Annotated in this window: 17 protein-coding genes; 1 reads left to right on the top strand and 16 read right to left on the bottom strand. The window is 71.9% G+C overall.

Annotated elements, in window-relative coordinates:
• The first annotated feature begins 70 nt into the window (after positions 1–70).
• Complete coding sequence (locus ABZX02_RS23195) at positions 71–898, top strand: dienelactone hydrolase family protein (RefSeq protein ID WP_355300653.1); 828 nt, start codon at positions 71–73, stop codon at positions 896–898.
• Between the two features lie 60 nt (positions 899–958).
• On the opposite strand, the gene ABZX02_RS23190 is transcribed toward ABZX02_RS23195, so the two are convergent.
• The 16 genes from ABZX02_RS23190 to eccCa all read right to left on the bottom strand — a co-directional run bounded on the left by ABZX02_RS23190 (position 959) and on the right by eccCa (position 26,169).
• A complete protein-coding gene (locus ABZX02_RS23190; RefSeq protein WP_355300652.1) occupies positions 959–1,411 on the bottom strand; it encodes a hypothetical protein in 453 nt (150 codons plus the stop codon).
• Entirely contained in the window at positions 1,402–4,134 is a 2,733-nt protein-coding gene (locus ABZX02_RS23185) for a hypothetical protein (protein ID WP_355300651.1), read from the bottom strand. Before ABZX02_RS23185 ends, ABZX02_RS23190 begins: the two co-directional genes overlap by 10 nt.
• A gap of 6 nt (positions 4,135–4,140) precedes the next feature.
• The gene (locus tag ABZX02_RS23180) at positions 4,141–4,404 is read right to left on the bottom strand and encodes a hypothetical protein (RefSeq protein ID WP_355300650.1); all 264 of its coding nucleotides are present in this window, start codon (positions 4,402–4,404) and stop codon (positions 4,141–4,143) included.
• A 236-nt stretch (positions 4,405–4,640) separates the two neighbouring features.
• Positions 4,641–4,949: a hypothetical protein gene (locus ABZX02_RS23175; RefSeq protein WP_355300649.1), complete on the bottom strand. Its 309-nt coding sequence runs from the start codon at positions 4,947–4,949 to the stop codon at positions 4,641–4,643.
• 20 nt (positions 4,950–4,969) lie between these two features.
• Entirely contained in the window at positions 4,970–6,304 is a 1,335-nt protein-coding gene (glmM, locus tag ABZX02_RS23170) for a phosphoglucosamine mutase (RefSeq protein WP_355300648.1), read from the bottom strand.
• Between the two features lie 192 nt (positions 6,305–6,496).
• Complete coding sequence (gene rpsI / locus ABZX02_RS23165; RefSeq protein ID WP_355300647.1) at positions 6,497–7,042, bottom strand: 30S ribosomal protein S9; 546 nt, start codon at positions 7,040–7,042, stop codon at positions 6,497–6,499.
• Positions 7,043–7,068: 26 nt separating this feature from the next.
• Entirely contained in the window at positions 7,069–7,512 is a 444-nt protein-coding gene (gene rplM / locus ABZX02_RS23160) for a 50S ribosomal protein L13 (RefSeq protein WP_355300646.1), read from the bottom strand.
• A 256-nt stretch (positions 7,513–7,768) separates the two neighbouring features.
• Positions 7,769–8,053: a WXG100 family type VII secretion target gene (locus tag ABZX02_RS23155; protein ID WP_355300645.1), complete on the bottom strand. Its 285-nt coding sequence runs from the start codon at positions 8,051–8,053 to the stop codon at positions 7,769–7,771.
• A 70-nt stretch (positions 8,054–8,123) separates the two neighbouring features.
• Positions 8,124–8,432 carry a WXG100 family type VII secretion target gene (locus tag ABZX02_RS23150; RefSeq protein WP_355300644.1) on the bottom strand — a complete coding sequence of 103 codons (309 nt, stop codon included), beginning with the start codon at positions 8,430–8,432 and terminating at the stop codon, positions 8,124–8,126.
• A gap of 145 nt (positions 8,433–8,577) precedes the next feature.
• Positions 8,578–8,964, bottom strand: coding sequence for a hypothetical protein (locus ABZX02_RS23145; RefSeq protein WP_355300643.1), 387 nt, complete (start codon positions 8,962–8,964; stop codon positions 8,578–8,580).
• Between the two features lie 21 nt (positions 8,965–8,985).
• Positions 8,986–10,797, bottom strand: coding sequence for a type VII secretion-associated protein (locus ABZX02_RS23140; protein WP_355300642.1), 1,812 nt, complete (start codon positions 10,795–10,797; stop codon positions 8,986–8,988).
• 84 nt (positions 10,798–10,881) lie between these two features.
• Positions 10,882–13,536 carry a BTAD domain-containing putative transcriptional regulator gene (locus ABZX02_RS23135; RefSeq protein WP_355300641.1) on the bottom strand — a complete coding sequence of 885 codons (2,655 nt, stop codon included), beginning with the start codon at positions 13,534–13,536 and terminating at the stop codon, positions 10,882–10,884.
• 3 nt (positions 13,537–13,539) lie between these two features.
• Positions 13,540–16,374 carry a BTAD domain-containing putative transcriptional regulator gene (locus ABZX02_RS23130; RefSeq protein ID WP_355300640.1) on the bottom strand — a complete coding sequence of 945 codons (2,835 nt, stop codon included), beginning with the start codon at positions 16,372–16,374 and terminating at the stop codon, positions 13,540–13,542.
• 41 nt (positions 16,375–16,415) lie between these two features.
• Positions 16,416–18,224 carry an AfsR/SARP family transcriptional regulator gene (locus ABZX02_RS23125; protein ID WP_355300639.1) on the bottom strand — a complete coding sequence of 603 codons (1,809 nt, stop codon included), beginning with the start codon at positions 18,222–18,224 and terminating at the stop codon, positions 16,416–16,418.
• 583 nt (positions 18,225–18,807) lie between these two features.
• Positions 18,808–21,507, bottom strand: coding sequence for a BTAD domain-containing putative transcriptional regulator (locus ABZX02_RS23120; protein WP_355300638.1), 2,700 nt, complete (start codon positions 21,505–21,507; stop codon positions 18,808–18,810).
• Between the two features lie 636 nt (positions 21,508–22,143).
• A complete protein-coding gene (eccCa, locus tag ABZX02_RS23115; protein WP_355300637.1) occupies positions 22,144–26,169 on the bottom strand; it encodes a type VII secretion protein EccCa in 4,026 nt (1,341 codons plus the stop codon).
• Between the last annotated feature and the right edge of the window lie 51 nt (positions 26,170–26,220).

Raw genomic sequence — 26,220 nt, 5'->3', positions numbered from 1 at the left:
TCAGGGACACGAGTGGTGTAGACCAATCTCGGGTGTGGTGTGCGCGACAGGATCGACTACGGTTCTCCCCATGGCTCGCCGCGTGATCACGCTGACCGCGAAACAGGCTCTCGAGCAGCTCAGCAGGCCCGGCCCGCACCCCGTGCTGCGCGGCGACCTCGCGCTCGTAGGCCTGCCGGGCGTGATCTTCACGCCGCAGTCCGGCCTGGGTCTGCCCGCCGTCGCTCTCGGGCACGGCTGGATGCAGCCCGTGCGGCGCTACCACGGCCTTTTGCGCCACCTGGCGTCCTGGGGCGTGGTCGCCGCGGCACCGGCCGTGGAGCGCGGCCCGCTGCTGTCGTCCCGGGTGCTCGCCGCGAACCTGCTGACCACTTTGGACATCTCCACCGGCGTCCGGCTCGGCACCGGTGAGATCAGCGTCGACCCTGGCAAGCTCGCCCTCGCCGGGCACTCGATGGGCGGCGGCGCGGCGGTGCTCGCGGCGTCCGGTTCGGACCGGGTCCGGGCCGTTGTGACTTTGGCCGCAACGGAGACGCGCCCGTCCGCCCTGGACGCGGCCCGCGAGGTCGGCGTTCCCGGACTGCACCTCGCGGCGGGCGAGGACCGCATCGCGCCGCCGGTCGGGCACGCGGAGGCGATCGCGCAGGCGTGGGGCGGCCCGGTGCAGCTGCGGCTGCTGCCCAAGGCGTCGCACCTCGGGTTCACCGAGGGGCGGCACTGGAGCGAGCTCATGCTGGACGGCAGCTCCGAGCGGGGCTCGCAGAAGCTCGGGCGCGCGTTCGTGACGGCGTTCCTGCTGCGGGTGCTGACCGGGGACCGGACCTACGACGAGCTGCTCGACAGCGACCTGAAGAACGCGAACCTGGTGTTCCAGCGCGAAGCCCTGCTCAAGCGCTGACGGCGACACGACGAAGGCCCGCGTCCGGTGTGGACGCGGGCCTTCGCCGTTCAGAACCGTTCAGGACAGCCAGGTCTGGCCGCTCAGGTCGTCATCGTCGTCGACCGGTGCCGGACGACGCCGGTGGACCGGCGGGGGCGGCGCGACCGGAGGCGGTGGCGGAGGCGGCGGAACGGCCGCCGGTGCCTGCTGGTGCTGTTGTGGCGGCGGCACGTAGCCACCGTCGTCGTCCTCCGGGCCGAACGCCATCTCGCCCGTGCCGCGGTCGGGACGGTCCCACTGCGGCTTGCGCGGCTGCTGCTTCTCGCCCTGCTTGACGATGTTCTCGGCGGCCTCGCGCGCGGCGGTCTGGTCGCGCTGCTGCTTCTCCTCGCGGGCCGCGATGTCCGCGGCCACCCGGTCCTGGCCCGCCTTGAGCTCCGCCGAGACCTCGGCGGTGGCCCGGCGGGTCTTGGCGAGGTTGTCGTCGTAGAGCGCCTGGACGCGCGGGTCCACTTCCCCGATCATCGCCATGGGTTGGCGGCCTCTCCTCGGTCTTCACCCAGCGTGGTCTGCATGGCGCTCAACGGGTTGCTGTTGTCCTCGTCGAACAACGTTCCCGTCGTGCGCCACTGGCTGGCACCGCGCTCGGAGTCGCCGCCCTGCTGGCCGCCCGCTCCGGCACCGGCCATGCCGCCGCCCATCATGCCGCCGCCACCCATCATGCCGCCGGAGGCCGCACCGCTCGGCCCCTGACCACTGCCGTCCTGCAGGGACGGGAGGTTCGCGGAGCCCGGCTGACCGGCCTCGGACGCGTTCGTGTCGAACGAACCACCGCTGCTGTCACCGGAGTTGGGGCTGTTCCACGCGCTGTCGGCGTTCGAACCGCCGAGCACGGACTCGGCGCTGCCGCCCGCGCCGCCGGTGAAGGAGACACCGGACGTCGTGGTGCTGTCCGAGGCCTGCGCGAACTGCGGGGACTCGGCCGGGGTCCGGGACTCGCCGAGGCTCGGCATGATGCCGTTGTCCTCGACGTAGCTGCGGGCCATGGACTCCTGGAAGCGCTCGCCCACGTTCGGCGCGGCCTCGCCCGGCGCGCTCCAGACCTGCTCGCCGGACGGGGCGGGCATCGGCTGGAAACCGGCCTCGGCGGGCATCGGCCGGACGTCGGCCTCGGCGGGCATCGTCGTGACGCCGTCCGCCACGGCCTGCGGGAAGTCGGCCTCCGGCGTGCGCAGGCCGTCCTCGAGCCTGCCGCCGTCGGCACCTCCACCACCGCCGGGGCCGCCGGACTCGCCGCCGGGCGTCTGCGCGGCGGGGTTCTCGTCCTCACCGAAGCCGATGCCGATCTTGTCGGGCGTGCCGTCGCCGTTGTCCGCGGTCAGGTTGATCTCACCGGTCTCGGTGTTCACCTCGGCCGTGAAGTTGACGCCGTCCTGCTCGATGTGGATCTTGCCGTCCTCGCCGACCTCGACGGGGATCGGGTTCGACTCCGAGCCGAGCGGTCCGGTCCCGCCCGGCGCCGCGCCACCACCGGGTGCGGGAGCGCCACCGGCGGCAGGCGTCTGCCCGGCCGCCGTCGGGGTCGACCCGGTGAGCTGGTTGGCCATCGCGGTGATGGCCTGCGTGCCGTTCTGGCCCATCAGGGCCTTCGCGGCCTCGGGGTTCTTGCTGAAGTCGAGGTCGTAGGTCTTCGGCTCGCCCTTCGGCGTGTCGATCGTCATCTTCACGTGCCCGTTCGAGTCGGGCTCCGTGACCTTGATCGTGTTGTCGCCGGCCGTGACCGTGACGGTCTCGAGCTCCTCCTCGGGCTTCGGCTGGTCGGGCTTGCCGTCGCCGTCGAGGTCGTCGGGCTTGCCGTCACCGTCGGTGTCACCGGGGACGTCCGGCTTGCCGTCGCCGTCCTTGTCGAGCGGGTTCTCCGGCTTCGGGATCTCCGGCGTGCCACCGCCACCACCGCCGCCGCTCGGGGAGCCGCCACCACTGGGGCTGCCGCCACCGCTCGGGGTGCCGCCGCCACCGCCGTTGTCGACGGGCTTGCGGTTGCCGCCCTGCTCGGTGAACGGGGGCGGGTCGCCGACCTTGCCGAACGGGTCGTTGCCGAACGAGGCCTCGAGACCCTTGAACATCGCGTCGTAGTCGCTCTGCACACCGGTCTGCACGGCCTGGCAGTAGCCGTCGAAGGCCTTCTTCTTGCTGTCGAACTCCTCGCAGAGCGCCTTCAGCTTCTGCTTGGCGTTGTTGATGATGTTCTCGCGGGTGCTCGAGATCCAGCTGCCCCAGCCCAGCCCGGCGAGCATGCCGAGCGGACCACCGCAGACCGCGCCGAGCACGCCGCCGAAGAGCGCGTTCGGCACGCCCCCGAGCCAGTCGAGGATGCCGCCGTCGTTCTCGAAGAGGTCGCCGTTGGCGTGGCGGATCGCGGTCTCGGCCTCCTCGACCGTCAGACCGCCGCACTTCTCCGAGTACTGGTCGTGGATCTGCTGCGCGAACTCCTTGACGTGCTTCTGCATGTTGGCCACGCCGCCGGTGATCGCACCGGGGGCCGTGCCCGACTGCTGCACGAACGACTTCGAGGTCGTCGCGAACTTGTCGTGGTACCCGCGCGCCGCCTGGGCCGCCGGGCCCTCCCAGGAGCCGAGTCCGTTCCAGGCGGAGCCGAGCGCGTTGTCGTGCGCCTCCGCCTTCTTCACGTTCTCGGTGATCTTGTGCGCGTCCTCGCGGAACTTCGCGAAGTCGATGTCGCGGACCTCGTCGTACCTGCGGTAGATGTCGCCTTCGAGGTTCGGCGCGGCACCCTGGTGACCGCAGGCCGGCGCGGCCTTGCTGTAGATCGGGATGAACTTCTCGAAGAAGCGCAGACCGGGGGCGCCGGCGTCGAGCAGCGTGTTGCTGTTCGGCACGTCGCCCTGCTCGTTCAGCACCTTCTGGGTGGCACCGAGCTCGCGTTCCTCGCCCGCCTTCTTGACGAGGTCGTCCGCCTCCTCGCCCTCCATTGTGAAGGCGCCGTGCTGGATCTCCTTGCGGATGTTGTTGGACTCGCTGAAGCCCAGCGTCAGCGGCGCGAGGACCGTGCCCACCACGTGGTCGCCGAAGCTCGGGTCGTCCGGGACGTCGACCCCGTTCGCCTTGCCGTAGCGCTCGACCTCTTCCTGGGGAGCGCCGGCGCCGGCGAGGGCGCGCACGAGTTGCTTCTTGGTCTCCGGAGTGACGTTCGGGTCGTCGAGGAGCTTCTTGATCTCGTTCTGGTCCGCCACGACTCGTTACCCCTTGAACTGGCTCGAGGTCTGGGCCTCGTTCGACTCGTACGTCCTGGCGACGTCCTTCAGGCGCGTGGCGATGCCGGTCGCCTCTTTGCCGAACTTCTCGAGGCTCGTCCCGAACTTGTCGAAGTAGGTCTTGTACTGGGCGGCGACGCCCTGGAACTTGCGGCCGACCTGCCCGGCTGTCACGCCCGGCACCACCGAGGCCTTCATCTGGATCAGGGCTGATCCCTCTGCCTCGTACGTCCCCGCCGTCTTGGTCAAATCGCCGGACTGTACGCCGAACCCGGACATCGCTCGCCTCCCCTTGTCCCCGATCTGACGCAATTCGGTCTCATCGGGTTCCGCCATACAGTGCCAGCTCGGATCTGCTGCTGACCGGAGCTCGACGATGTCGGTTGCCTTAGTAAACAGCCATTCGGCGCAAGACGCTGATGATCACCACTGATCGGGTGGTGGTACCGGTCGCGCCGGGCAGGCGGGTCGCCGGGAGGCGGCGACTACTGCTGGTACCCCTGCGGCGGGTACGGCTGCTGGGGGCCGGGCGGCGGGAAGCCGGGCTGCGACTGCTGGGGGCCGGGCTGCGGAAACCCGGGCTGCGGGTGGTGCCCCTGGGCCGGGTACTGGCCCTGCTGCGGGAACCCCTGCTGGGGGAATCCCTGTGGCGGGTACGGCTGCTGCGGGTAGCCGTGGCCGGGCGGGAACGGGGGCTGGGCGGGCTTCCGCTTCGACGTCGCGACCACGGCGATGACGACGGCCACCGCGCCTCCCAGCAACACCAGGAGCACGAGCAACATCATCACGGTCATCTCCCAGCCCCCATTTGTCCTCAGTGCACCGAGGAAACCACACCGGCCAGGCGCTGCGCGGCCGACTCCGCCTGTTCGTGGCTCGTCGCCTCGACCATCACCCGCACGAGCTGCTCGGTGCCGGACGGGCGCAGCAGCACGCGGCCGGTGTCGCCGAGCTCGGCCTCGACGGCCGCGACGGCCTCGCTGACCGATTCGGCCTTGGCCACGGCCGCCTTGTCGGTGACCTTCACGTTGATCAGGACCTGCGGCAGGCGGCGCATCACCGAGGCGAGGTCCGCGAGGGACTTGCCGGTCTCGGCCATGCGGGCCATCAGGCGCAGCGCGGTGAGCAGGCCGTCGCCGGTGGTGGCGTGCGCGGGCAGCACGACGTGGCCGGACTGCTCGCCCCCGAGCGAGTAGCCGCCGGCCTTGAGGTCCTGCAGCACGTAGCGGTCGCCGACGGCGGTGGTGCGCAGGGTGATCTTCGACTCGCGCATCGCGATGTGCAGGCCCAGGTTGCTCATCACCGTGGCGACGAGCGTGTCCTCGAACAGCTCGCCCGCGTCGCGCATGGCGAGCGCGAGGACCGCGAGGATCTGGTCGCCGTCGACCGGGTTGCCGTCGGCGTCCACGGCGAGGCAGCGGTCGGCGTCGCCGTCGTGCGCGATGCCGAGGTCGGCGCCGTGCTCGCGGACGGCGGCCGCGACGACGTCGATGTGAGTGGAACCACAGCCGTCGTTGATGTTCAGGCCGTCCGGCGTCGCGTTGATCGCGATCACCTCGGCGCCGGCGCGGCGGTACGCGTCCGGTGCGGCCACCGACGCGGCACCGTTCGCGCAGTCCACCACGACCTTGAGGCCGTCGAGGCGGTGCGGTGTGACCTTGAGCAGGTGCTCGACGTACTGGGTCTCGGCGTCGGGCACGTCGCGCACCCGGCCGATCGCGGCACCGGTGGGGCGGTCGAAACCGGCGCCCATGTGCTGCTCGATCTCGTCCTCGACCTCGTCGGGCAGCTTGTGGCCGCCGGCGGCGAAGAGCTTGATCCCGTTGTCCGGCATCGCGTTGTGCGACGCGGAGATCATCACGCCGATGTCGGCGCCGAGTGCGGCGACCAGGTGCGCGACGGCGGGTGTGGGCAGCGCGCCGACGCGCAGCACGTCCGCACCGGCCGAGGTGAGACCGGCGGTGACGGCGGCGTCGAGCATCTCGCTGCTCGCCCTGGGGTCGCGGCCGACGACGGCGACGGGGCGGTGGGAGCGGTCGTGCTCGGCGAGCACCCGCGCCGCCGCGGCGGCGACGGACATCGCGAGCTCGGGGGTGAGATCGGCGTTGGCGAGACCGCGTACTCCGTCTGTGCCGAACAGGCGGGCCATGGAACCTCCGATGTGGACACTGCGAGGCGGCGGGGACAGACCTTCAAACCCCGGAAAACACTGCGGGAGCAGCAGTTCGAAATGAACTGCTGCTCCCGCGGGTACAGCTGGATGACGCTCGGTGCGGGTCTCCCCGCAGTCACCGCGCAGGTGCCTGGTTCCGAGGAACCGGGCTCCGGCGGTGACGGAGCATCAACGCTTGGAGTACTGAGGCGCCTTGCGGGCCTTCTTCAGACCGTACTTCTTGCGCTCCTTGACCCGCGGGTCGCGGGTGAGGAAGCCGGCCTTCTTGAGGACCGGGCGGTCCTCGGAGTCGACGGCGATCAGCGCACGCGCGATGGCGAGACGCAGCGCACCGGCCTGGCCGGTGATGCCGCCGCCACGCAGGTTCGCGATGACGTCGAAGGTCTCGGGCTTCTCCGTGGTGACGAGCGGCTCACGGATGAGCTGCTGGTGCACCTTGTTCGGGAAGTAGGCCTCGAGGGTCTTGCCGTTCAGCGTGAACTTGCCGGTGCCGGGCACCAGGCGGACGCGAACGACGGCCTCCTTGCGGCGACCGACGGTCTGCGCGAGGTGCGGGGCGCCGTTCAGCGAGGGCGCGACCACCGGCGCGGAGGTCTCCTCGACCTCGGCCTCAGCGGCCTCGGCCTCAGGAGCCTCGACGACCTCGGCCTCGACAACCTCGGCCTCGACCTCGGGGGTCTCGACCTCAGGGGTCTCGTTCTCAGGGGTGGTCACAGGAACTTCCTCGGTGTACTCGTCGCTCACTGGGCGATCTTCTTGATCTCGAAGGCCTGGGGCTGCTGCGCCTCGTGCGGGTGGCTCGGGCCGCTGTAGACCTTGAGCTTGTTCGCGATCTGACGGCCCAGGCGGTTCTTGGGCAGCATGCCCTTGATCGCCTTCTCCACCAGGCGGTCCGGACGGGTGTCCAGGACCTCGCCGAAGGACTGCTTGCGCAGACCACCGGGGAAGCCGGAGTGGCGGTACTGGAACGCCTGGTCGCGCTTCGAGCCGGTCAGGGCGACCTTGTCAGCGTTGATGATGACCACGAAGTCACCGGTGTCAACGTGAGGGGCGTAGGTCGGCTTGTGCTTGCCGCGCAGCAGCGTCGCGGCCTGGGTGGCGAGCCGGCCGAGCACCACGTCCTGGGCGTCGATCACGTGCCAGGTGCGGGTCACCTCACCGGGCTTCGGGCTGTACGTGCGCACGGATCTACCTCGTCGTCACTTGCGTCTGGGGTCACTGCGGCGGTTGCCCCAGACCGATCTTGGACTGGCCAAGCGGTGGTTCCGAGACAGGCGCGGCACACACGGGCGCCAGCTACCGCACAACAACGTCAGAAGATACCGGATGGGTGGCGCGGGGACCAAAACGGGTCCTCCGAAGCGCCTGCCCTCGGACATACGCGAGCCCCGGACCACGTGGTTCCGGGGCTCGCGAAGGGTCTTGCTACCTGCCGGCGGCTCAGCCCCAGCGGGAGGCGTTCTTGCGCTCGCCCTCCTGGTAGGCCTCACCGGCCTGCTGGACGGCGACACCGATGGAGGAGAGGACCTGCGCCAGGTCGCTGGCGGCGGTGTCCCACTGGACCTGCGCGGCGTGGTAGGCCTCGGAGCTCTCACCGTCGTAGCCGGCCATCATGGCCTTGACGCGGCCCTCGAGGGCCTCCAGCTCACCGGAGATCTTGTTGTGGGCGCTGGAGATCTGCGACGAAGCGTCCGCGAGCGCAGCGAATCCGACCTTGATCGTCATTTCGATTTTCCCCTTAGGTACTGATGAAGTCTGTGGATGGAGAGGTGCTCAACCAGCGAGAACAGGAAGGTCAGCCGAGGCGGTTGGCGATGCTGCCGAGGCCCGAGCCCTGCTCCTCTTCGCGCACGTCCATGTCCTGCGCGGTGCCGGCGAGGCCCTCGCCGATGACCTCGAGCGCCTGCAGCAGCTTGGTCTGGCTCTCCTGGAAGCGCGCCATCAGCTGGGAGAACGCCTGGGCGGCGGGGCCGTCCCACTGGCCGCGCAGCGTCTCGCACGTCGAGCCGACGCCGCGGAGGATGCCCTCGAACTCCGCCTTCGCGTTGTTGACGTCCTTGGCGAGAGTCGCGATCTCGGCAGGAGTTGCGTTAAAGCCCGACATTGCAGATCCCCTTAGTTTGGCGGGTAGGTCGCACTGCTTGTTCCGTACGCCTCTTCCGACGAGCACCCTGCCACGTCGGTTCCGTCCTGTCCCGAGATGGTTCCAAGTAGTTGCTCAAGTAAACGGGCCGCAGGCGCGCGGAGGTTCAATAAAGGATTCGCGACTGCGAAAAGTCCTCGTCATCGTCACTCACACGGGGAAGCTGACCACTCGGACCGGCGACGGCGGTGGAACCGAGAGCGACCGGTTCCGTCTCAACTGGAACCGGCACGACCACCGCGACCGGCTCCGGGACCTGCTCGACGGCCAGCCCGCGGTCGGTGCGGAACCCCGCGGCGGCCTCCCGGACGTCGGTTGGAGTGGCCTGACCGCCGGGCTCCGCGCGGTGCTCCCGCGCCCGCTCCGCCAGGTCACGCGTGCGTTCCCGCAGCTTGGCGTTGCGTTCACCGATCTCACCCGACGCGCGGCGGGCGCGGGTGACCGCTGCTCCGACCTCGGCGCGGAACCGGGCGAGGACCTCGGTGGCGGACATCGGCGACTCCTGACATTGCGGCTAGGACTTGATGACGAGCGACCGGACGACCTGCTCGCAGGCGGTGCGGACCTGGGCCTTCGTGGCGTCCGTGGACTGGCAGCCCACGCTCACCTGGTGCTCCCCGGCGAACTGGATGTACCACTCGACACCGGTCGTCTCGACCACTTCGCGATAGTGAACAACAGACTTCCCCGCGAATGCGGTGTCTTCGGAGAACTCGGCGACCTCGTCGCCTTTCTCCTTGCGTTGCGCATAGGTGCTCTTCAACTCGCTCAACGCGCGGGTGCGATCCCGATCGCTGTTGTACTCGAGAGTTTGCTCCTGCACAGCAATGCGCGCTTCCGGTTGTTTGCTATTGGAATTCGCACGCGCTATCGGTTGCAAAAGCACCTGCCGGTCTTTTGCGGCCCCGCCCGTCTGCTCCCAGCCGTCGGGCAGCGCGAAGCTGTAGTCGTAGACGGCGATCTGGCTGCCGGACGGAGCCGGGGGCTGAGGGTCGTCGGTCTTCTTCCACCAGAACCAGCCGCCCACCCCGGCCGCCGCGAGCACGACGACGACACCGATGGCGATGAACAGCGGCGCCTTGCTCTTCTTCGCGGGCGGTGGCACCGGCGAGGTCGCGGGGAACGAGGCGGGGAACTGTCCGGGCGGCGGGGGCGTGATCCGGCGGGTGATCTTGCGGGTGGTCTCCTCGCCGACGCGGATGTTGTGGGTGACCTCACCCGACGGACCCGGTGACTGCTGGGCGACGCCCCCGGTGCGTTCCGGGTCGAGGCTGACCGCCCGCAGCGCGCCACGGGCCACCACCGTCTCGGGCTGGTCGATGCTCGTCGGCACCACCCGGATCTGCTCGTGCACCATCCGCGCGACCAGGGGGATCCGGCTGGACCCCCCGACCAGGAAGACCCCGGCGAGCTGCTGCGGTGCGAGCCCGGCGTCGCGCACCGCCGCGCCGGCGAGCGCCACGGCCCTGCTGATCGGCGCGCCGATGAGCTGCTCCAGGTCCGACCGCGTCACGTGCGCGTCGGGGAACGGCGGCGGCATCGGCACGTCGGTGTAGGCGTGCCGGGACAGCGTCTCCTTGGCGCCCCGCACGTCCTGCCGCAGCACCCGCCGCTTGCGCCGGTCGGCCATCTCGCGCCCCTCGACGAGCTGCCGCCACGCCTCCGGGTCCTTGGCCGCGACCAGGCCGCCGACGTGCTCGAGCAGCGCCTGGTCGATGTCCGCGCCGCCGAAGCTCGGGTCGCCCTTGGCCGACAGCACGCGGAAGCTCTTGCCCGTCCGCGCCACCACGCTGGCGTCGACCGTGCCGCCGCCGAGGTCGAGCACGGCGAGCGCGGCCCCGTCCGGGACGGAGTGGCTCGCGGAGTGGAAGACGGCGGCGGCCACGGGCTCGGGGACCAGGACGACCTCGCGGCCGAGACCGCGGGCGGCGTGCAGCAGGACTCGGGTGCGGACCGTGCCCCAGTCCGCGGGGTGGGTGAGGACGAGGAGGTCGACCGGCGCCCCGCCGCCTACGCGCCGTGCTTCTCCCACCGCCCGTGCCAGCACCGCGCGCACAACGTCCACAACGGGCAGAACGGTGCTGCCGAGCAGCAACTCCCCCTCGTCGACGCGGCGCTTCGGGTGCGGTTCGTAGCGCGCGGGATCGACCGCCGCCTGACGTTCGGCCTCCTGACCGACGAACAACGTGCCGTCGGCGGCGGCGAACACGGCGGACGGCACCAGCGGCTGGCCGTCGAACACGACGACCTGCGGCTCGCGTCCGTGCGCCGAGATCGCGACGCAGGTGCTCGACGTGCCGAAGTCGACCGCGACGTGCAGGCTCACATGCACTTCCCCTCTTCCGCGCACATGCTTACCCGATACGACTGAGCGGGACGACATGGATGACGAAGGTCGCCGTGTCCGATTTCAGCCCAGCGCCGCGATGCGCGCCGCCACCACGTCCGCCCGCGGGTTGTCGCGCGACCGGTGGAGGTCGACGGCCTCCTGCCAGGCGTCGATGCCCTCTCCGATCTTGCCCTGGCCGACCAGGACCTCACCGATCAGCTCCAGTCCCGCGGTGACCCCATCGGTGTCGTTGACGGTCCTCAGGAACTCCACGACCGCCCGCAGCTCGGGTTCCGCCTCGGCGTGGCGGCCCAGACCCGCGAGCGCGTCGGCGCGGTAGCCCCGCACGCGGACGATGAGGAACTCGTCACCGTGCCGGGCGGCCAGCCGCGCCGCGACCTCGGCCTCCGCCAGCGCCTTCTCCCGCTCCCCGTCGACGTTGAACCGGCTGGCGAGGTTGCAGTGCCCGATGATCTGGGTGTGGACCTCGCCGATCTCGGCCGCGATGGCGAGGCTCTCGCGCAGGGTCGTCTCGGCCTCCTCCCTGCGGCCGAGCGCGCGGTACGTCCCGGACATGTTGCCCAGCATCGACGCGACCGCCGCCGGGTCGCCCACCTCCCGCAGCAGCGGCAACCCGGTCTCGAAGGTCCGCAGTGCGTCCTCCTGGCGGCCGACGAGGTTGTAGAGCGTCGCCAGTCTGGTGTGGACGAGCGCCCGCTCCTTCGTCGAACCGAGCCCGTGCACCGCCTCGAAGAGGTCGACCGCGTCGAGCCGGTGGGTGTGGTCGATGACGAGGAAGCTCAACAGGTGTACGGGGAACAGCAGGGCCTGCCGCTGCCGGCCCGCGGTGAGCGCCGCGAACGCAACCGCCCTGAGGTTGTGCCACTCCTCCCTGCGCCACCGCTGCGAGTCGAACCACGACGTGAACTCCCGAGGCACCACCCCCGTGCTGACGGGATCGGCGCGCAGGACCATCCGGGACGAGTCCAGTGCGGTCGCGTTCTCCAGCGTGTGCAGGTACCACTCGGTCAGCCGCAGCGCCGCGGTCCCGTCGTCGCCGCACAGCTCCGCCGAGTACGCGCGCAACAGGTCGTGCAGCTCGTACCGGCCGGGCCTGCGCGACTGCACCAGGTGGTCCACCACCAGCCGCTCCAGCAGGCGACGGGCACGGGGGACGGTCACGCCGGCCAGCGCGGCCGCCGCCCCGGCGTCGAAGTCGGTGCCGGGGTGCACCGAGAGCAGCCGGAACATCCGTGCCGCCTCGGGTTCCAAGGCCCGGTAGGACCAGGAGAACACCGTGCGCACGTCGACGTCGTCGTAGTCGGTCAGGGCGTCGAGCCGGGCCTCTTCCAGCTCTGCCGCGAACTCCTCCAGCGACACGTCGGGGAACCGCGCGACCCGTTCGGCGAACACCCGCAACGCGAGCGGCAGTCCCGCGCACCGCTCGACGATCGCGCGGGCGGCCTCCGGTTCGGCACCGACCCGGTCCGCGCCCAGCACGGCGCCGAGCAGGTCCAGCGCGGCGTCGAGGTCCAGCTGCAGCAGGCCGATCGACGAGGCGTCGTGCTGCGAGACCAGCGCGCGCAGCTGGTTGCGGCTGGTGATCACCACCCGCACGCCGGCCGTGCCGGGCAGCAGCGGCAGCACCTGCCGCACCGAGGCGGCGTTGTCGAGCACCAGCAGCATCCGCCGGTCGACGAAGGTGGTGCGCAGCAACGCGAAGCGCGCGTCCGGTGCGGCCGGGACCTTCTCGACGCCCAGCCCGGCCAGGAGGGTCTCCGCGGCGGCCGCCGGGTCGACCGGCTGCGCGTCCGGGCCGAACCCGCGCAGGTCGACGTGGAGGTCGCCGTCCGGGAACTCGTCGCGCACGGCCAGCGCCCACCGCAGCGCGAGGGCGGTCTTCCCGACCCCGCCGACGCCGTGCACGACCGTGACCCCGCCCAGGTCGTCGAGCAGGCGGAGCTCGGCGTGGCGGCCGACGAACGCGCGGACACCGCCCGGGAGCTGCCGCGGCACCTGGCGCCCGCCGGAGGGCGCCTCGCCCCGCAGGACCTGCTGGTGCAGTTCCTGCAGCGAGGGGCCGGGATCGACGCCGAGCTCGTCCGCGAGCTTCTCGCGCACCCGCTGGTAGGCGGCCAACGCCTCCGCCTGCTGACCCGCACGGCACAGGGCCAGCATCAGCTGCCGCCAGAACGACTCGCGCAACGGGTGGTCGGCGACGAGCGACCTCAGCTCGGCGACGAGCTCGCGTCCGAGTCCGCGGTGCAGGTCGGCCTCGATGCGGGACTCCACCGCGTCGAGCCGTTCCTCGGCCAGTGCCGGTACGTCCTCACGGTGCAGGGCGTCCGAGGCCACGTCGCCGAGCGCGGGGCCGCGCCACAGCGCCGTGGCGGCGGTGAAGTCCTGCGCGGCCACCAACGCCCGGAACCGCAGCAGGTCCAGCTCGTCCGGGTCGACGTCGAACCGGTAGCCGCCCGGTACGGTCCGCACGCGGTTCGCGCCACCGAGCGACCTGCGCAGCCTGGCCACGACCATCTGCACCGTCTTGTGCGCGCGGCCGGCGGTCGGCGGCTCGCCGTCCCAGAGCCTCTCCACCAGCTCGTCCACCGAGACGAACTGGTTGGGGCGCAACAACAACGTCGCCAGCAGCGTCTGCACCCGACCGGTCGGCACCGCCACCGGTTCGGAGTCGAGCAGCACTTCCAGCGGACCCAGCACCCGGAACTCGACGGCCACCCGTCACGCCTCTCTCTCGGCCCGTGCCAGCGCTGCCCTCAGCCGTTCCTCCGCGTCCGCGTCGCCCGCGTCGGCGTAGTCCGCCAGGGCGGCGGTCGCGAGCTCGACCACCTTGCCCGCCAGGCCGAGCGCCAGCTCCGCCTCGGCGGCCGCGGCCAGCGCGCGCACGGCACCGCGGCGTTCGCCGAGCCCCTCGAAGATCGACAAAGCCTTCTCCGCATGGGTCAACGCCAGTCCCGGGTCCCCGAGCGCGAGTTCTGCCTGGGACAGCTGGACCGTGCAGTAGGCGATGCCGCGGGAGTCGTCGGGGCCCTTCAGCAGTTCCAGCGCCTCGAGGATCGCGGAGCGCGCCCGACCGGGATCGCCGCCGGCCAGGGCGCTCGACGCGATCCGGCTGAGCACCAGCGCGGCCTCACCGACCCTGTTCCCGTCGCGGGTGACGGCCAGCGCCTCGTCCAGCACCCGCACCGACTCGTCGTGGCGCCCGCTGGAGGCGAGGGTGGTCCCGAGCTCCCGCAGGTTGCCCGAGATCAGGTTCGCGTTCCCGCTCGCCCTGGCCGCGGCGACGGCGCGTTCCGCGAGCTCCACCTGCGGCTCCCCGGTCAGCACCATCGTGTAGTAGGTGAGCGCGCCCAACGCGGACGCGAGCTCGCCGTGGGCGCCCATCGCCTCGAACGCCTCGGCGCAGCGCGCGTACTGGTCGAGCAGCTCGGCGGTGACCCCGCGCGTCGTCCGCTGGTACACCAGGTCGAGCTGTGAACGCCACGCGACCAGTTCGTTCCCGTCGGCGAAGGCGGCGTCCCTGACGAGCTCGCGCAACTGCACGACCCGTTCGTGGGAGAAGTAGATGTCGAGGAAGAAGAACGCGCGGTCGACCAGGTTCGCGGCGTCCTCGACCCAGTTCTGCCGCAGGCAGTACATGATCGCGTGATCGATGTTGATCTTCTCCGCCAGCATGAACCGCTCGTCGCACGCGATCCGCTCCATCTCGGAGCGGTCGAGCAGGGTGGACTCGACGAAAGGCCGCTTCGGCACCTCGTCGCCGCCGACCCAGTTCTGGGTGGCGAGCTCCATGAGGGTGAGCAGGAGCCTGACGTAGTCGTGCATGGCCGCCGCGACCACCTGCTCGTCCTCCGCGCGCACCAGTTCGGCGGCGTACACCGCGAGCAGGTCGTGCAGGCGGTACCGGGGCTCGCCGGTCACGTCCACCCCGACCTCGTCCAGCAGGTTCGCCTCCACCAGCCGTTCGACGAGGCGCTCCCCGTCCCCGCCCGCCAGCACGCCGACCGTCCACGAGGCCACCTCCGTCGCGCCGAGCAGGCCCAGCCGGCGGAACGCGGTCGCGGCGGACCCGGGCAGTGCCTCGTAGCTCGGGCCGAAGGTCGCGCGGACCTCCAGGTCTCCCATGGTGAGCTCGTCCAGGCGGTGGCGTTCGTCGGACAACCGGCGGGCCAGCGACCGCAACGGCAGCGACTCGCGGGCGGCCAGCCGGGCACCCGCGACCCTGAGCGCGAGCGGCAAGCCTCCGCACGCGCCGGCGATCGCGCTCACCGCGGCCCGGTCGGTGCCCGCCCGCTCCTCGCCCAGCACGTGCGACAGCAGGGCCACTCCGTCGTCGGCGTTCAGCGGCGGCAACCGCAGGCTCCGCGCGCCCTCGACCTGGACGAGCTGCTGCCTGCTGCTGACCAGGGCCGCGCAGCCGGGGGTGCCGGGCAGCAGGTGCCGGACCTGCTCGGCCCCCGCCGCGTCGTCGAGCACCACCAGCATCGAGCGGTCGGCGAGCCGGGCGCGGAACGCGGCACTGCGCGCCTCCAGCCCGTCCGGCATCGCCGAGGTGTGGACGCCCAGGGCGACGAGCAGCTCGGCGAGCACCTCGGCCGGGTCGCGGGGATCGCCGCCCGCACCGTTCAGCCGGGCGAACAGCTGCCCGTCGGGGAACCGGTGCCGCAACCGGTGCGCGGCCTTGATCGTCAGCGCGCTCTTGCCCACGCCGGGGGCGCCGTTCAGCACGACCACCGGGACGCCGGGGGCGGTGAGCGCCTCGTCAACCCGGCGGAGCACGTCCTCCCTGCCGACGAAGCCCGCGGCGTCCGGCGGCAGCTGGCAGATCACCTGCCGGCGGGCGACCTCCGTCTCGCCGTTGAGCAGCGCGAGGTGCAGCTCGGCCAGTTCGGGTGAGGGGTCGACGCCGAGCTCGTCGGCCAGCAGCGCGGTGATCTCGCGGTAGCTCTCGAGCGCCTCCGCCTGCCGGCCGGACCGGGCGAGCGCCGTCATCCGCTGCGCCCAGAACCGTTCCCGCAACGGGTGCTGCCGCACCAGCTCGCCCAGCTCCGCGACCAGTTGCACGGCCTGGCCGCGAGCCAGGTCGGCGTCGATGCGGCGCTCCAGGACGCCGAGGCGTTCGTCCTCGAGCTGCGGCACGTCGTCGCGGTGCAGCGCGTCCGAGGCCACGTCGGCGAGCGCAGGCCCGCGCCACAGCTCCGACGCGGAGGCGAAGTCGCCGCCGCGCACGTACTCCCGGAAGCGCAGCAGGTCGAGTTCCTCCGGCGTCACCTCGACCAGGTAGCCGCCGGCGGTCGTGCGCACGCGGTTCGCGGCGCCGAGGGCCTGCCGCAGCCGCAGCACGGTGGTCTGCAACGTCTTGTGGGCACGGTCGGCGGTCGGCGGCGCACCGTCCCAGAGCCGGTCGACCAGCTCGTCCACGGACACGAACCTGTTGGGCCGCAACAACAACGTGGCCAGCAGCACCCTGCCGCGCCCGGCCGGGACAGCGACCGGCTCGCCGTCTGCCAGCACCTCCAGCGGGCCGAGCACCCGGAACTCGACGTTCACGATCACCCCCGGACGCACTCCCCTCTCCGATCGAGTGTGACAGCCGGTCACGACGCTCCGCAGCCCGATATCCCCTGCTGGGAGAGGCCGGCGATCCGGTTCCGCGCCACCTTCTCGTCGCCCGGTTCCTCCCGCAACAGGGCGGCGGGTTCGCGCATCGTCGTCGCGGACCCCGGGTCACCGCTCTTCGCCTGGTCGACGGCGTAGGCGCGCAGCAGGTCGTGGAACGAGTAGCGGCCGGGTGTGCGTTCGGCGAGGAGGTGCGCCCGCACGAGCGTCCGCAGGGACCGGCGCACCTCGGCGCGGTCGCGGCCGTCGAGCGCGGTGGCCGCGTCCAGCGAGACGTCCGGACCCGTCGTCGGGCCGAGCAACCGGAAGAGCCGCGCCGTGTCGTCGTCCAGGCGGCTGAAGGACGTGGCGAAGACCGCCTCGACGTGGCTCATCGTGCCCTCCGCGGCGGTGAGCTCCCTGACGAGCGAACGCAGCGCGAGGCCGGGGTCGCCGGCCGCGCGCGAGGCGGCGACGGCGAGGGCCAGCGGCAGGCCGCCGCAGAACGCGACCAGGTCCGCGACCGCCTCGGGTTCGGCCGCCACCCGCTCGGCACCGAGGTGCGCGGTGAGCACCGCGACGGCGTCCTCGTCGGGCAACGGGCCGAGCGTCACCGGCACGGCGCCCTCGCGGACGACGAGCCCGGTGAACCGGTTGCGGCTGGTGACCACGACCAGGCAGCCGCGCCCGGCCGGCAGCAGCGGCCGGACCTGTTCGACGTCACGGGCGTTGTCGAGCAGCACCAGCACCCGCCGGTCGGCGACGACGCTGCGGTAGAGCGCGGCGCGTTCGGGCAGGTCCACCGGCACCCGCCCGCCGGTCACCCCGAACGCGCCGAGGAACCCCGCCAGCACCTCGGCCGGGTCGGCGGGCCGGTCGACGCCGCGCAGGTCGGCGTGGAGCAGGCCGTCCGGGAAGCGGTCCGCGACCGCGTGCGCCCAGCGGGCCGCCAGCGCGGTCTTGCCGATCCCCGCCGTGCCGCCGATCGCGGTGATCACCACCGCCGCACCGCCCGTGGCGACCCGGTTCAGCCGGGCCAGCTCGGCGGCGCGGCCGGCGAAGTGCGCGGGCACGGCGGGCAGCTGCCGCGGCACGGTCTCCCGCCCGAGCACCCTCGCGTGCAGGTCGCGCAACGGCTGACCGGGCTCGACGCCGAGCTCCTCGTCGAGGCGGGCGCGGATCCGTTCGTACGCGACGAGCGCCTCGCCCGGACGGCCCGCCTGGTGCAGCGCCTGCACGAGCTGCGCCCAGAACCCCTCGCGCAACGGGTGCTCGGCGGTGAGCTCCCGCAGCTCGTCCACCAGCGCGGCACCGCGCCCGCGCGCCAGGTCGGCCTCGACGCGCCGGCCGTGCACCACGAGCCGTTCCTCGACGAGCGGCGGCGCGTCCTCGCGGTGCAGGTGCGCGGAGGCCACGTCGGACGCCACCTCACCGCGCCAGTGCGCGAGCGCCGCGGCGAACTCGCCCTCGGCCGCGAGCCGCCGGAACCGGGTGAGGTCGAGCCGGTCCGGGTCGACGTCCGCGAGGTAGCCGCCGGTCGCCGTGCGGACGCAGTTGGCCTCGCCGAGCGCGAGCCGCAGCCGGCGCACGACCATCTGCAACGTCTTGGGGGCGCGGTCGATCGTGGGCGGCGCGCCGTCCCACAGCCGTTCGACCAGCTCGTCCACGGACACGAACCTGTTGGGCCGCAACAACAACGTCGCGAGCAGCACCCGACACCGCCCGGCCGGCACCGCGACGGGCACGCCGTCGCGCAGCACCTCCAGCGGCCCGAGGACGCGGTACTCGACGTTCATTGGCTCCTTCACCGGGTTCGTCCACAGAGGATCGGTGTGACCGGAGTGTGAGCGGTGTCCGGCAAGCTGGTCACCAGCCGAGGACGACAGCGACAGGGTTCAGCCTGGGGGGTCGCTGTGGTCCGGCGCCGTCGCGGTACACCTCTTCCACCGCGGCGGCGCCACGGCTGCTCCACCTCCGCGAGTCGCGTGGTGAACCGCGCTGCGAGGTGGCTCCGGAGGCTCCTCCTGGACGACGCCGCAGGGTTCGCGAGCACCGGCTCGAGCTCGGTCCTGCCGCGGGCGAGGGCCGCAGCGGCAGCGCTTCGCCGTCGAGCAGCGCTTCCACCGGCCCCATCACCAGGTACTCGGCTCGCAATGGTCCCCCCAGGTTCCGCGGCCAGCTTAGACGGTGTGTGATCACGGTGTGAGCGAAGTGTGAGCGGGGTCGGGCAGAGTACTTCTCAGCGGTGCTGGTGGCGAAAGACCTGGGGGGCCACCAGCACCGCTCATCAGTTCCCCGGCCCGTGACCGGAGTGTGAGCACGCCGGGGGACCCTGGTCGTGGCCGGTCCCGCCGCAGCTACCTCCCTCTTCGCTGCGGAGGGGCCGGCCGCTCAGCTCAGCGAGGCCAGCGACTGCCGCACGTCGTCCGCCTGCGCGTGGCCGAGGTCGTCGTAGACGTCGAGCGCCGCGCGGTAGTAGCCGCGGGCCGTCTCCAGCTCGCCCAGCTCCCTCTTCATGTCGGCCAGCCGCACCAGCGTGTCCGCCTGGTAGTGGCGGTAGGACAGCGTGGCCTGCAGCTCGACCGACCTGAGGTAGTTCGCCTCGGCCTCCTCGTACCGGCCGAGCGCGCGGTAGATGCTGCCGAGAGTGTCCCGGTTCGAGGCCACCACGGTGTCCCGCTCGTCCGGCACCAGCTCGAGGTACATGTCGCGGGCCTGCTCGGCGCGGGCCGCCGCCTCGACGTGGTCGCCCAGCTCGTGGTGCACGAACGCGAGCGACGCGGACACGCTCGCCAGTTCGATGGGGTCACCGCTGCGCACCGCGACGTCCAGGGCGCGCCGCAACGGGTCGAGCGCCCGCAGGTGACTGCCCTGCCGTGCGAGCAGGTACGCGAGGCCGCGCAGGTCGTTCGACAACCCGATCAGGTCGCCCAGCCGGTCGTCGAGCGCCACGGCCTCGCGGAGCTGGTGCTCGGCCTCCGCGAACTCCTGCCGCGGGATCAGGCACGACACGAGGCCGCGCCGGGCCCGGCATTCGCCCTCCAGGTCGCCCGCCCGCACCGCGGCCGCGACGGCGAGGCGCTGCAGGCGTTCGGCCTCGCGCACCCGGCCGGTGGCCAGCAGGAAGTGCCGGATCGCCCAGACCGTGCGCCACACGTGACCGTCGAAGCCCGCCTCGTCCGCCGCGGCGACCGCGGGACCGAAGACCGCGCGTTCCTCCGCGTACCAGCGGTCGGCGTCCGTGCTCGCCTCGAACGCGAGCACGACGGCGCCGGGGTCAGGGTCCGGGGTGGTGATGGGCTGGCGCAACGGGTCCGACTTCGCCGCGGCGGCCAGCGCGGAGTGCAGGACGTGGTCGAAGAACCGCCGCTGGGCCGCCGCCCGCTCGGTCGCCGACAACCGGTGCGCCGCCTCCTCCGCCGCGTACGACCGCATGAGGTCGTGCAGCCGGTAGCGGCCGTTCTGACCGCTGACGAGGCTGTAGCGGACCAGCTCGTCCAACGCCTCGGCCGCCGGACCCGCCATCAGGCTGGTCGCCGCCGCCTCGGTCACGTCCGGGCCGGGGTGCAGGCCGAGCAGCACGAACAGCCGGGCCGCCGCCGGGCTCAGGCAGCCGAACGTCCACGAGAACACCGCCCGGACGCTCGTGAGCGGGTCGTCGGTGTCCAGCGCGTCGAGGGCCGCGTGCTCGAGCTCCTCCACCAGCATGCCGAGCGGGTACTCGTCGAGCGTCGCCCGTGCCGCCACGACCGCGAGCGCCAGCGGCAGGCCCGCGCACAGCTCGACCAGCCGTGCCGCCGCCGCGGGTTCCTCCGCGACCCGGTCCGCGCCGACCCTGCCGCCGAAGAGCACCATCGACTCCTGCGGCCCCAGCACGTCGAGCCGGAACGCCCGGTCCTGCCCCGCCAGGCCGCGCAAGCGGTTGCGGGACGTGATCACGGCCAGGCTCAGCGACCCGCCGGGCAGCAGCGGCCGCGCCTGCGCGACGTCGCGGACGTTGTCGAGCAGCACCAGCACGCGCCGGCGCGCCAGCAGGTCGCGGTAGCTCTCCAGCACCGCCTCGGAGCCCGCCGGGATCTCGTCCGCCGGCACGCCGAGCGCCAGCAGGAAGTCGCGGGCCGCGCTGATCGGGTTCACCGGGGCGCCCGCCGGGTCGAACCCGCGCAGGTCGGCGTGGAGCTGTCCGTCCGGGAAGCGCGCGGCGACCCGGTGCGCCCACTGGACGGCGAGCGAGGTCTTGCCGATGCCCCCGCTGCCGGTGATCACCAGGTGGCCGGACGCGAGCACCGCGTCGAGCCTGCCGAGCTCCGGCTCACGGCCCACGAAGTGCGGCAACGCGCTCGGCAGCTGCCGGGGGACGTGGTGGTGCGACGGCACGGGCACCAGCGGCAGGTCCCCCGCCAGCACCTGCCGCTGCGCCTCCCGCAGCCGCGGTCCCGGCGTGACGCCGAGCTGCTCGCCCAGCACGGCCGCGACCTCGTGGTACGCGGCGAGCGCGTCCGCCTGCTGACCGCTGCGGTGCAGTGCGAGCACCAGCTGGGCCCAGAACTCCTCGCGCACCGGGTGCTGGGCGGTGAGCGCCCGCAGCTCCGGCACCAGGCCGGCCGCCGCCCCCGCCGCCAGGTCGGCCTCGATCCGCTGCTCCAGCGCACCCAGCCGTTCCTCGGCGAGCGCCGGCACGAGGTCGCGGTGCAACGACTCCGACGCGACGTTCGCCAGCACCGGTCCCTGCCACAGCGCCGTCGCCGCGGTGTGCTCACCGGCCCGGCGGTGGGCGCGGAACCGGAGCAGGTCGAGCTGGTCCGGTTCGACCGAGGCCGTGTACCCACCGGCGCAGGTCCGCACGCAGCTCGCCGGACCGAGCGCCTGCCGCAGCCGTGTCACGACCATGTACACCGTCTTGCCCGCCCGGTCCGCGCTGGGCGGAGTCCCGTCCCACAGCCGTTCGACGATCTCCCGCGTGGACACCGGCTCGTTGGCGTGCAACAGGAGCGTGGCGAGCAGGACCCGGCAGCGACCGGCCGGGACGTTCACCGCAACCCCGTCGAGCAGGACCTCGAGCGGACCCAGCACGCGGTACTCGACTCGCACCCCGCCCCTCCCCCCGCTCGGTGACCGAGCGCCGAGTTTAGGGGCGTGAAGTCCGTGTGACCGAAGTGTGAGCACGCTGGGGCAGAGTGGTGCTCAGCCGGAACGACGAGCGTGACAACGAAGCATTGGGGGGTGTCACGACCGCCGTGCTCCGCTCTGGCCGCCCCTCCCCAGTGGTGCGGCCCGGGTGGAACCGGTCATGGGGGAACCGGACAGTCCCCTGCTGTTCGGTCAGGGCCCGCAGCTTCGGCTGCGGGCCTTTCACTTTCCGCGGCCGGTGTGATCGAGACGTGAGCGGCACGTGAGCGGCGTCCGGCAGAGTTCTCACCAGCCGGTTCGGAGCAGTCAGCCTGGGGGACCTCCACCGGACCGGATCCGGAACGCCCGGCGCGGCCGCCTCCCTCTTGGCCGCGGCGGGCCTCCCGGATCGAGCAATGGGGGGCGGGTGGTCCCCTGCCACCCGTGCGGGCCCGTGGCTTCGGCCACGGGCCTTTTGCGTTCGCGGGACCTGCGCACGCCCTTGTGGGAACACCGAAACGACCGCAAGTGGCCCGCCCACGGCACACCACCGAAACGACTCGTGGGTGGTCCCGCCACATCGGCGGAACCACCCACGAAGGCGTGTGCGGTGAGTCTTTACTCCGGCGGGATCCAGGCGAACTGCATGCGCTGCTGACCGTGCTTTCGGGTCACCAGCGTGCCCCGGCCCGGAGGCTGGGGCGACGGCTTGAGGTTGCCGATGATGTTGCCCTCCTCCTTCGAGCCGGAACCCACGAAGATCGGCGCCGAGATCTCCTTCAGCTTGCCCATGATCGGGTCGTACAACGCGCGGGACGCACCACCCATGCGGCGGACCACGACGATGTGCAGACCGACGTCCTTCGCCTGCGGGATGAACTCCGACAGCGGCTGCAGCGGGTTCTGGCCGCCCTGCGGGGCGACGAGGTCGTAGTCGTCGACGATGACGAAGACCTCGGGACCCTTCCACCAGGACCGGTTCTTGAGCTGCTCCTGCGTGACGTCCGGGCCGGGCATGCGGCCGGCGAGCGAACCGCGGACCTCCTGGACGTTCTGCGTGAACTGCGGACCGGACACCGCGTAGCTGAGCAGGTGGTCGGTGTCGATGAAGCCGAGCATCGTGCGGCGGTAGTCCGCGAGCAGGATCAACGCCTCGGACGAGGTGTAGCTCTGCATGATGCCGCGGACGATCGTGCGCAGCATGTTCGTCTTGCCCGCCTCGCCGTCGGCCAGCGCCATGAAGTGCGGGTCGGCGTCGAAGTCCAGGTAGACCGGTGCGAGCTCGTCCTCGTTGACGCCGACCGGGACCAGGTGGCCGCGGTTCGGGAACGTCTGCTGGACGTGCTGCATGAACTGCGCGTGGTCGAGCAGGTCGGGCAGCATCCGGACCTGCGGGGCGTGCGGGCCCTGCCAGGACTGGGTGAGCTTGGCCGCGAGGTCCGCGACACCCGACGTGACCGTGGTCGGGTCCTGCGAGGTGTCGATGCGCGGCAGGCCGACGAGGTAGTGCAGCTTGCGGCCCGTGGCGCCGTCGATGGTGATGCCGCGGCCGGGACGGCCGGGCGGCACGTTGATGGCGACCTTGCGGTCGACCTCGGACTCGCTCGGGTCACCGAGGCGCAGCTCGAACCGGGTGCCGAGGAGGTCCTTCATCGCGGGCCGGATCTCCGCCCACCGGCTCGCGCCGACGATCACGTGCACGCCGTACGACAGGCCCTGGGCGGCGAGCGCCTGGACCTGCGGCTCGACCATCTCGAACTCCTGGCGGAAGTTCATCCAGCCGTCGATGACCAGGAACGCGTCGCCGAAGGCGTCGTCCTTGATCTCACCGCGCCGCTTGCGGTTGCGGAACTCGGCGAGCTCGATGCGCTGGTCGCGCCAGCGGAGCTCGCGCTCCGCGATCAGCGTCTGGAGCTCGGCCACCATGCGGCGGACCTTGTCGACGTCGAGACGGCCGGCGAAACCACCGACGTGCGGCAGGTCCTCCATCGCGGCGAGCGAACCACCACCGAGGTCGATGCAGTAGAACTGCACCTCCTCCGGCGTGTGGGTGAGCGCCATGGACGCGATGAGCGTGCGCAGCATCATCGACTTGCCGGACTGCGGACCACCGACGATCGCGCCGTGGCCCGCGGCACCGGAGAAGTCCGCCCACAGCAGGTCGCGGCGCTGCTCGAACGGCTTGTCGACGATGCCGACCGGGACCTGCAGCGTGCTGTTGGCCGGGTAGCCCGGCGACGTGAGACCGCGGTCCGACGTCACGTCGAGCGGCGGCAGCATCGTGTCCATCGTCGGCGGCTCGTTGAGCGGCGGCAGCCACACCTCGTGCGCGGGCGGGCCCTGACCGACGAGCCGGTTGACGATGAGCTCGAGCTGGGTCGGCTCGTTCGCGTCCTCCTTGACCGGCTCCGCGACCTTCACGGGCTCGATCGGGCGCTCCGGCTCCTTCGGGATCTCGATGAAGTCCGGCACGAAGAACCGAGGCCGCTTGTCGCTGCGCACGGCCACCGACTCGCCGACGGACTGCATGCCCGCCGGGCGGTAGGTGCCCGAGACGTAGAGCGCCTTGAATCTGGTCAGCGGCATGCCCTGCACGCTCAGGTAACCCGAGCCCGGGATCGGCGGCAGCTCGTAGGCGTCGGGCACACCGATCGCCGCACGGGACTCCGCCGCGTTGAAGGTCTTCAGACCGATCCGGTACGAGAGGAACGTGTCGAGACCGCGCAGCTTGCCCTCCTCCAGTCGCTGCGACGCGAGGAGCATGTGCATCTGCAGCGACCGGCCGACACGACCGATCTGGAGGAAGATGTCGATGAAGTCCGGCTTCGCCGTCAGCATCTCGGAGAACTCGTCGATGCAGATGAAGAGCGCGGGCAGCGGGTCGAGCTGGGCGCCGTTCTCGCGGGCCTTCTCGTAGTCCCAGACGTTCTTGTAGTTGCCCTTCGCCAGCTCTTCCTGGCGGCGGGCCACCTCGCCCTCGATGGCGTCCTTCATGCGGTCGACGAGGCTGAGGTCGCCGGCGAGGTTGGTGATCGTCGCGGCGACGTGCGGGGCCTTGTCCAGGCCGAGGAACGTCGCACCACCCTTGAAGTCGACGAGGATCATGTTGAGCGCCGTCGACGAGTGCGAGGCCAGCAGGCCCAGCACCAGGGTGCGGAGGAACTCCGACTTGCCGGAACCGGTCGCGCCGATGCACAGGCCGTGCGGGCCCATGCCGTCCTCGGCCGCTTCCTTGATGTCGAGCTCGACCTGCTGGCCGTGCTCGCCGATGCCGAACGGGATGCGGTAGCGGTCGCGCTTGGGCCGCGGCCGCCACGCCTGCTGCACGTCGAACGTGATCGGGTCGCCGGGGATGCCCATGAACTCGAGCAGCGGCGGGTTGTTGCTCATCGCCAACGGGTCTTCGCCGCTGTCGCCACCGGCGTCGCCGGCCGCGCCCATGCGGTACGGCGAGAGGCGGCGGGCGAGGGCCTCGGACTCCTCGATGGTCAGCCGGTCCGGCGCGCCGAACCACTCGACACCGCTCGCGGAGCGGGCGCCCAGCTGGTTGTTCTCGACGACGAGCCGCAGACCGCGCCGCGCCGTCAGGTTGCCCAGGCACTCGGAGAGGTCGAGCAGCGTGACGCCGACCAGGCCCTCCTCGAGGATGATCATCTCTTCGCGGCTGATGTCGCCGTCGTCGATGACGATCACGATGTGCGGCTGGTCGGGCGGCGGCGGGGCGTTGCGGGTGAACCGCTGCCGGTCGCGCAGGTTCTCGTCCAGCATCGCCTCGATCTCGGCGAGCGAGTTCGCCATCATGCGGCGCTGGCCGATGCCGTCGATGTCGGTGGGGTGCTGCGCGTGCGGCAGCCACTTCGCCCACTCCCACAGCTGCTTGGTGCGGCCCGCGCTGACGACCGCGATCAGCAGGTCGTCCGGGGCGTGGAAGGTGACGAGCTGGGCGATGAGGGCGCGCGCGAGGTCGCGGCGGTCCTCGATCTCGCCGAGCAGGCCGACCGCGGCGAACCCGCGCAGGGCGATGGAGATCGGGAGGTCCGGCACGAGCGAGTGGGCGCGGACGAACCGGCGCAGCGCCAGCGTCGCGATCGGCTCCAGCTCCTCGACGGGACCGGTCTGCGGCGGCACGAGGCGGGTCGCGAGTCGCTGCGACCCCCGTCCGGCGCGCAGGTGGCAGAAGTCGGGGTCGTTCTGACGGCGTTCCCACATGCGCCGGGTGGTGGCGAGCGACCACAGCATCTGCGGGTCCGGGTGCACCCACTCGCGCTCGGCGCGCTGCTCGTCGGCGGCCTCGCGGGCGCGGTCGCGCATCTGGCCGAGGTACCGCAGGTAGTCCTTGCGGTCCTCGTTCATCTCGGCTTTCTTCTGGCCCTTGCCCGAGCCCATGCCGCTCGCCATCATGCCGATGGTCGAGATCATCATCATGCCCGGCATGATCATCGCCGCGGGCTGCCGCGGCATGAAGACGAGCATCATGCCCATCATGCCGACGGACGCCACGATCATGACGACGGGCATCGCCTTCATCATGATGTTGCCCGGGATGATGCGGGGGACCTCGGGTGGCGGTTCGAGGTGGACCTCACCGCCCGGAGGCCGGGGAGCAGCAAGGCGTGCCGTTCGCTTGAACTGCAGCGTGCTCAACTGACAGGCACCTCTTCGACTCGTTACGCCACCAGTAGCAACGGACACTAT

It is taken from the genome of Lentzea sp. NPDC003310 (assembly GCF_040610935.1).
In the GTDB taxonomy this organism is placed as follows: domain Bacteria; phylum Actinomycetota; class Actinomycetes; order Mycobacteriales; family Pseudonocardiaceae; genus Lentzea.
This window is presented reverse-complemented; position numbering and strand designations above follow the sequence as displayed.

Bases quoted from the DNA above. Each gene is read 5' to 3' on its own strand.
- ABZX02_RS23195 (WP_355300653.1), top strand. From the start codon at position 71: ATGGCTCGCCGCGTGATCACGCTGACCGCGAAACAGGCTCTCGAGCAG.
- ABZX02_RS23190 (WP_355300652.1), bottom strand. From the start codon at position 1,411: ATGGCGATGATCGGGGAAGTGGACCCGCGCGTCCAGGCGCTCTACGAC.
- ABZX02_RS23175 (WP_355300649.1), bottom strand. From the start codon at position 4,949: ATGACCGTGATGATGTTGCTCGTGCTCCTGGTGTTGCTGGGAGGCGCG.
- glmM (WP_355300648.1), bottom strand. From the start codon at position 6,304: ATGGCCCGCCTGTTCGGCACAGACGGAGTACGCGGTCTCGCCAACGCC.
- ABZX02_RS23155 (WP_355300645.1), bottom strand. From the start codon at position 8,053: ATGACGATCAAGGTCGGATTCGCTGCGCTCGCGGACGCTTCGTCGCAG.
- ABZX02_RS23150 (WP_355300644.1), bottom strand. From the start codon at position 8,432: ATGTCGGGCTTTAACGCAACTCCTGCCGAGATCGCGACTCTCGCCAAG.
- ABZX02_RS23145 (WP_355300643.1), bottom strand. From the start codon at position 8,964: ATGTCCGCCACCGAGGTCCTCGCCCGGTTCCGCGCCGAGGTCGGAGCA.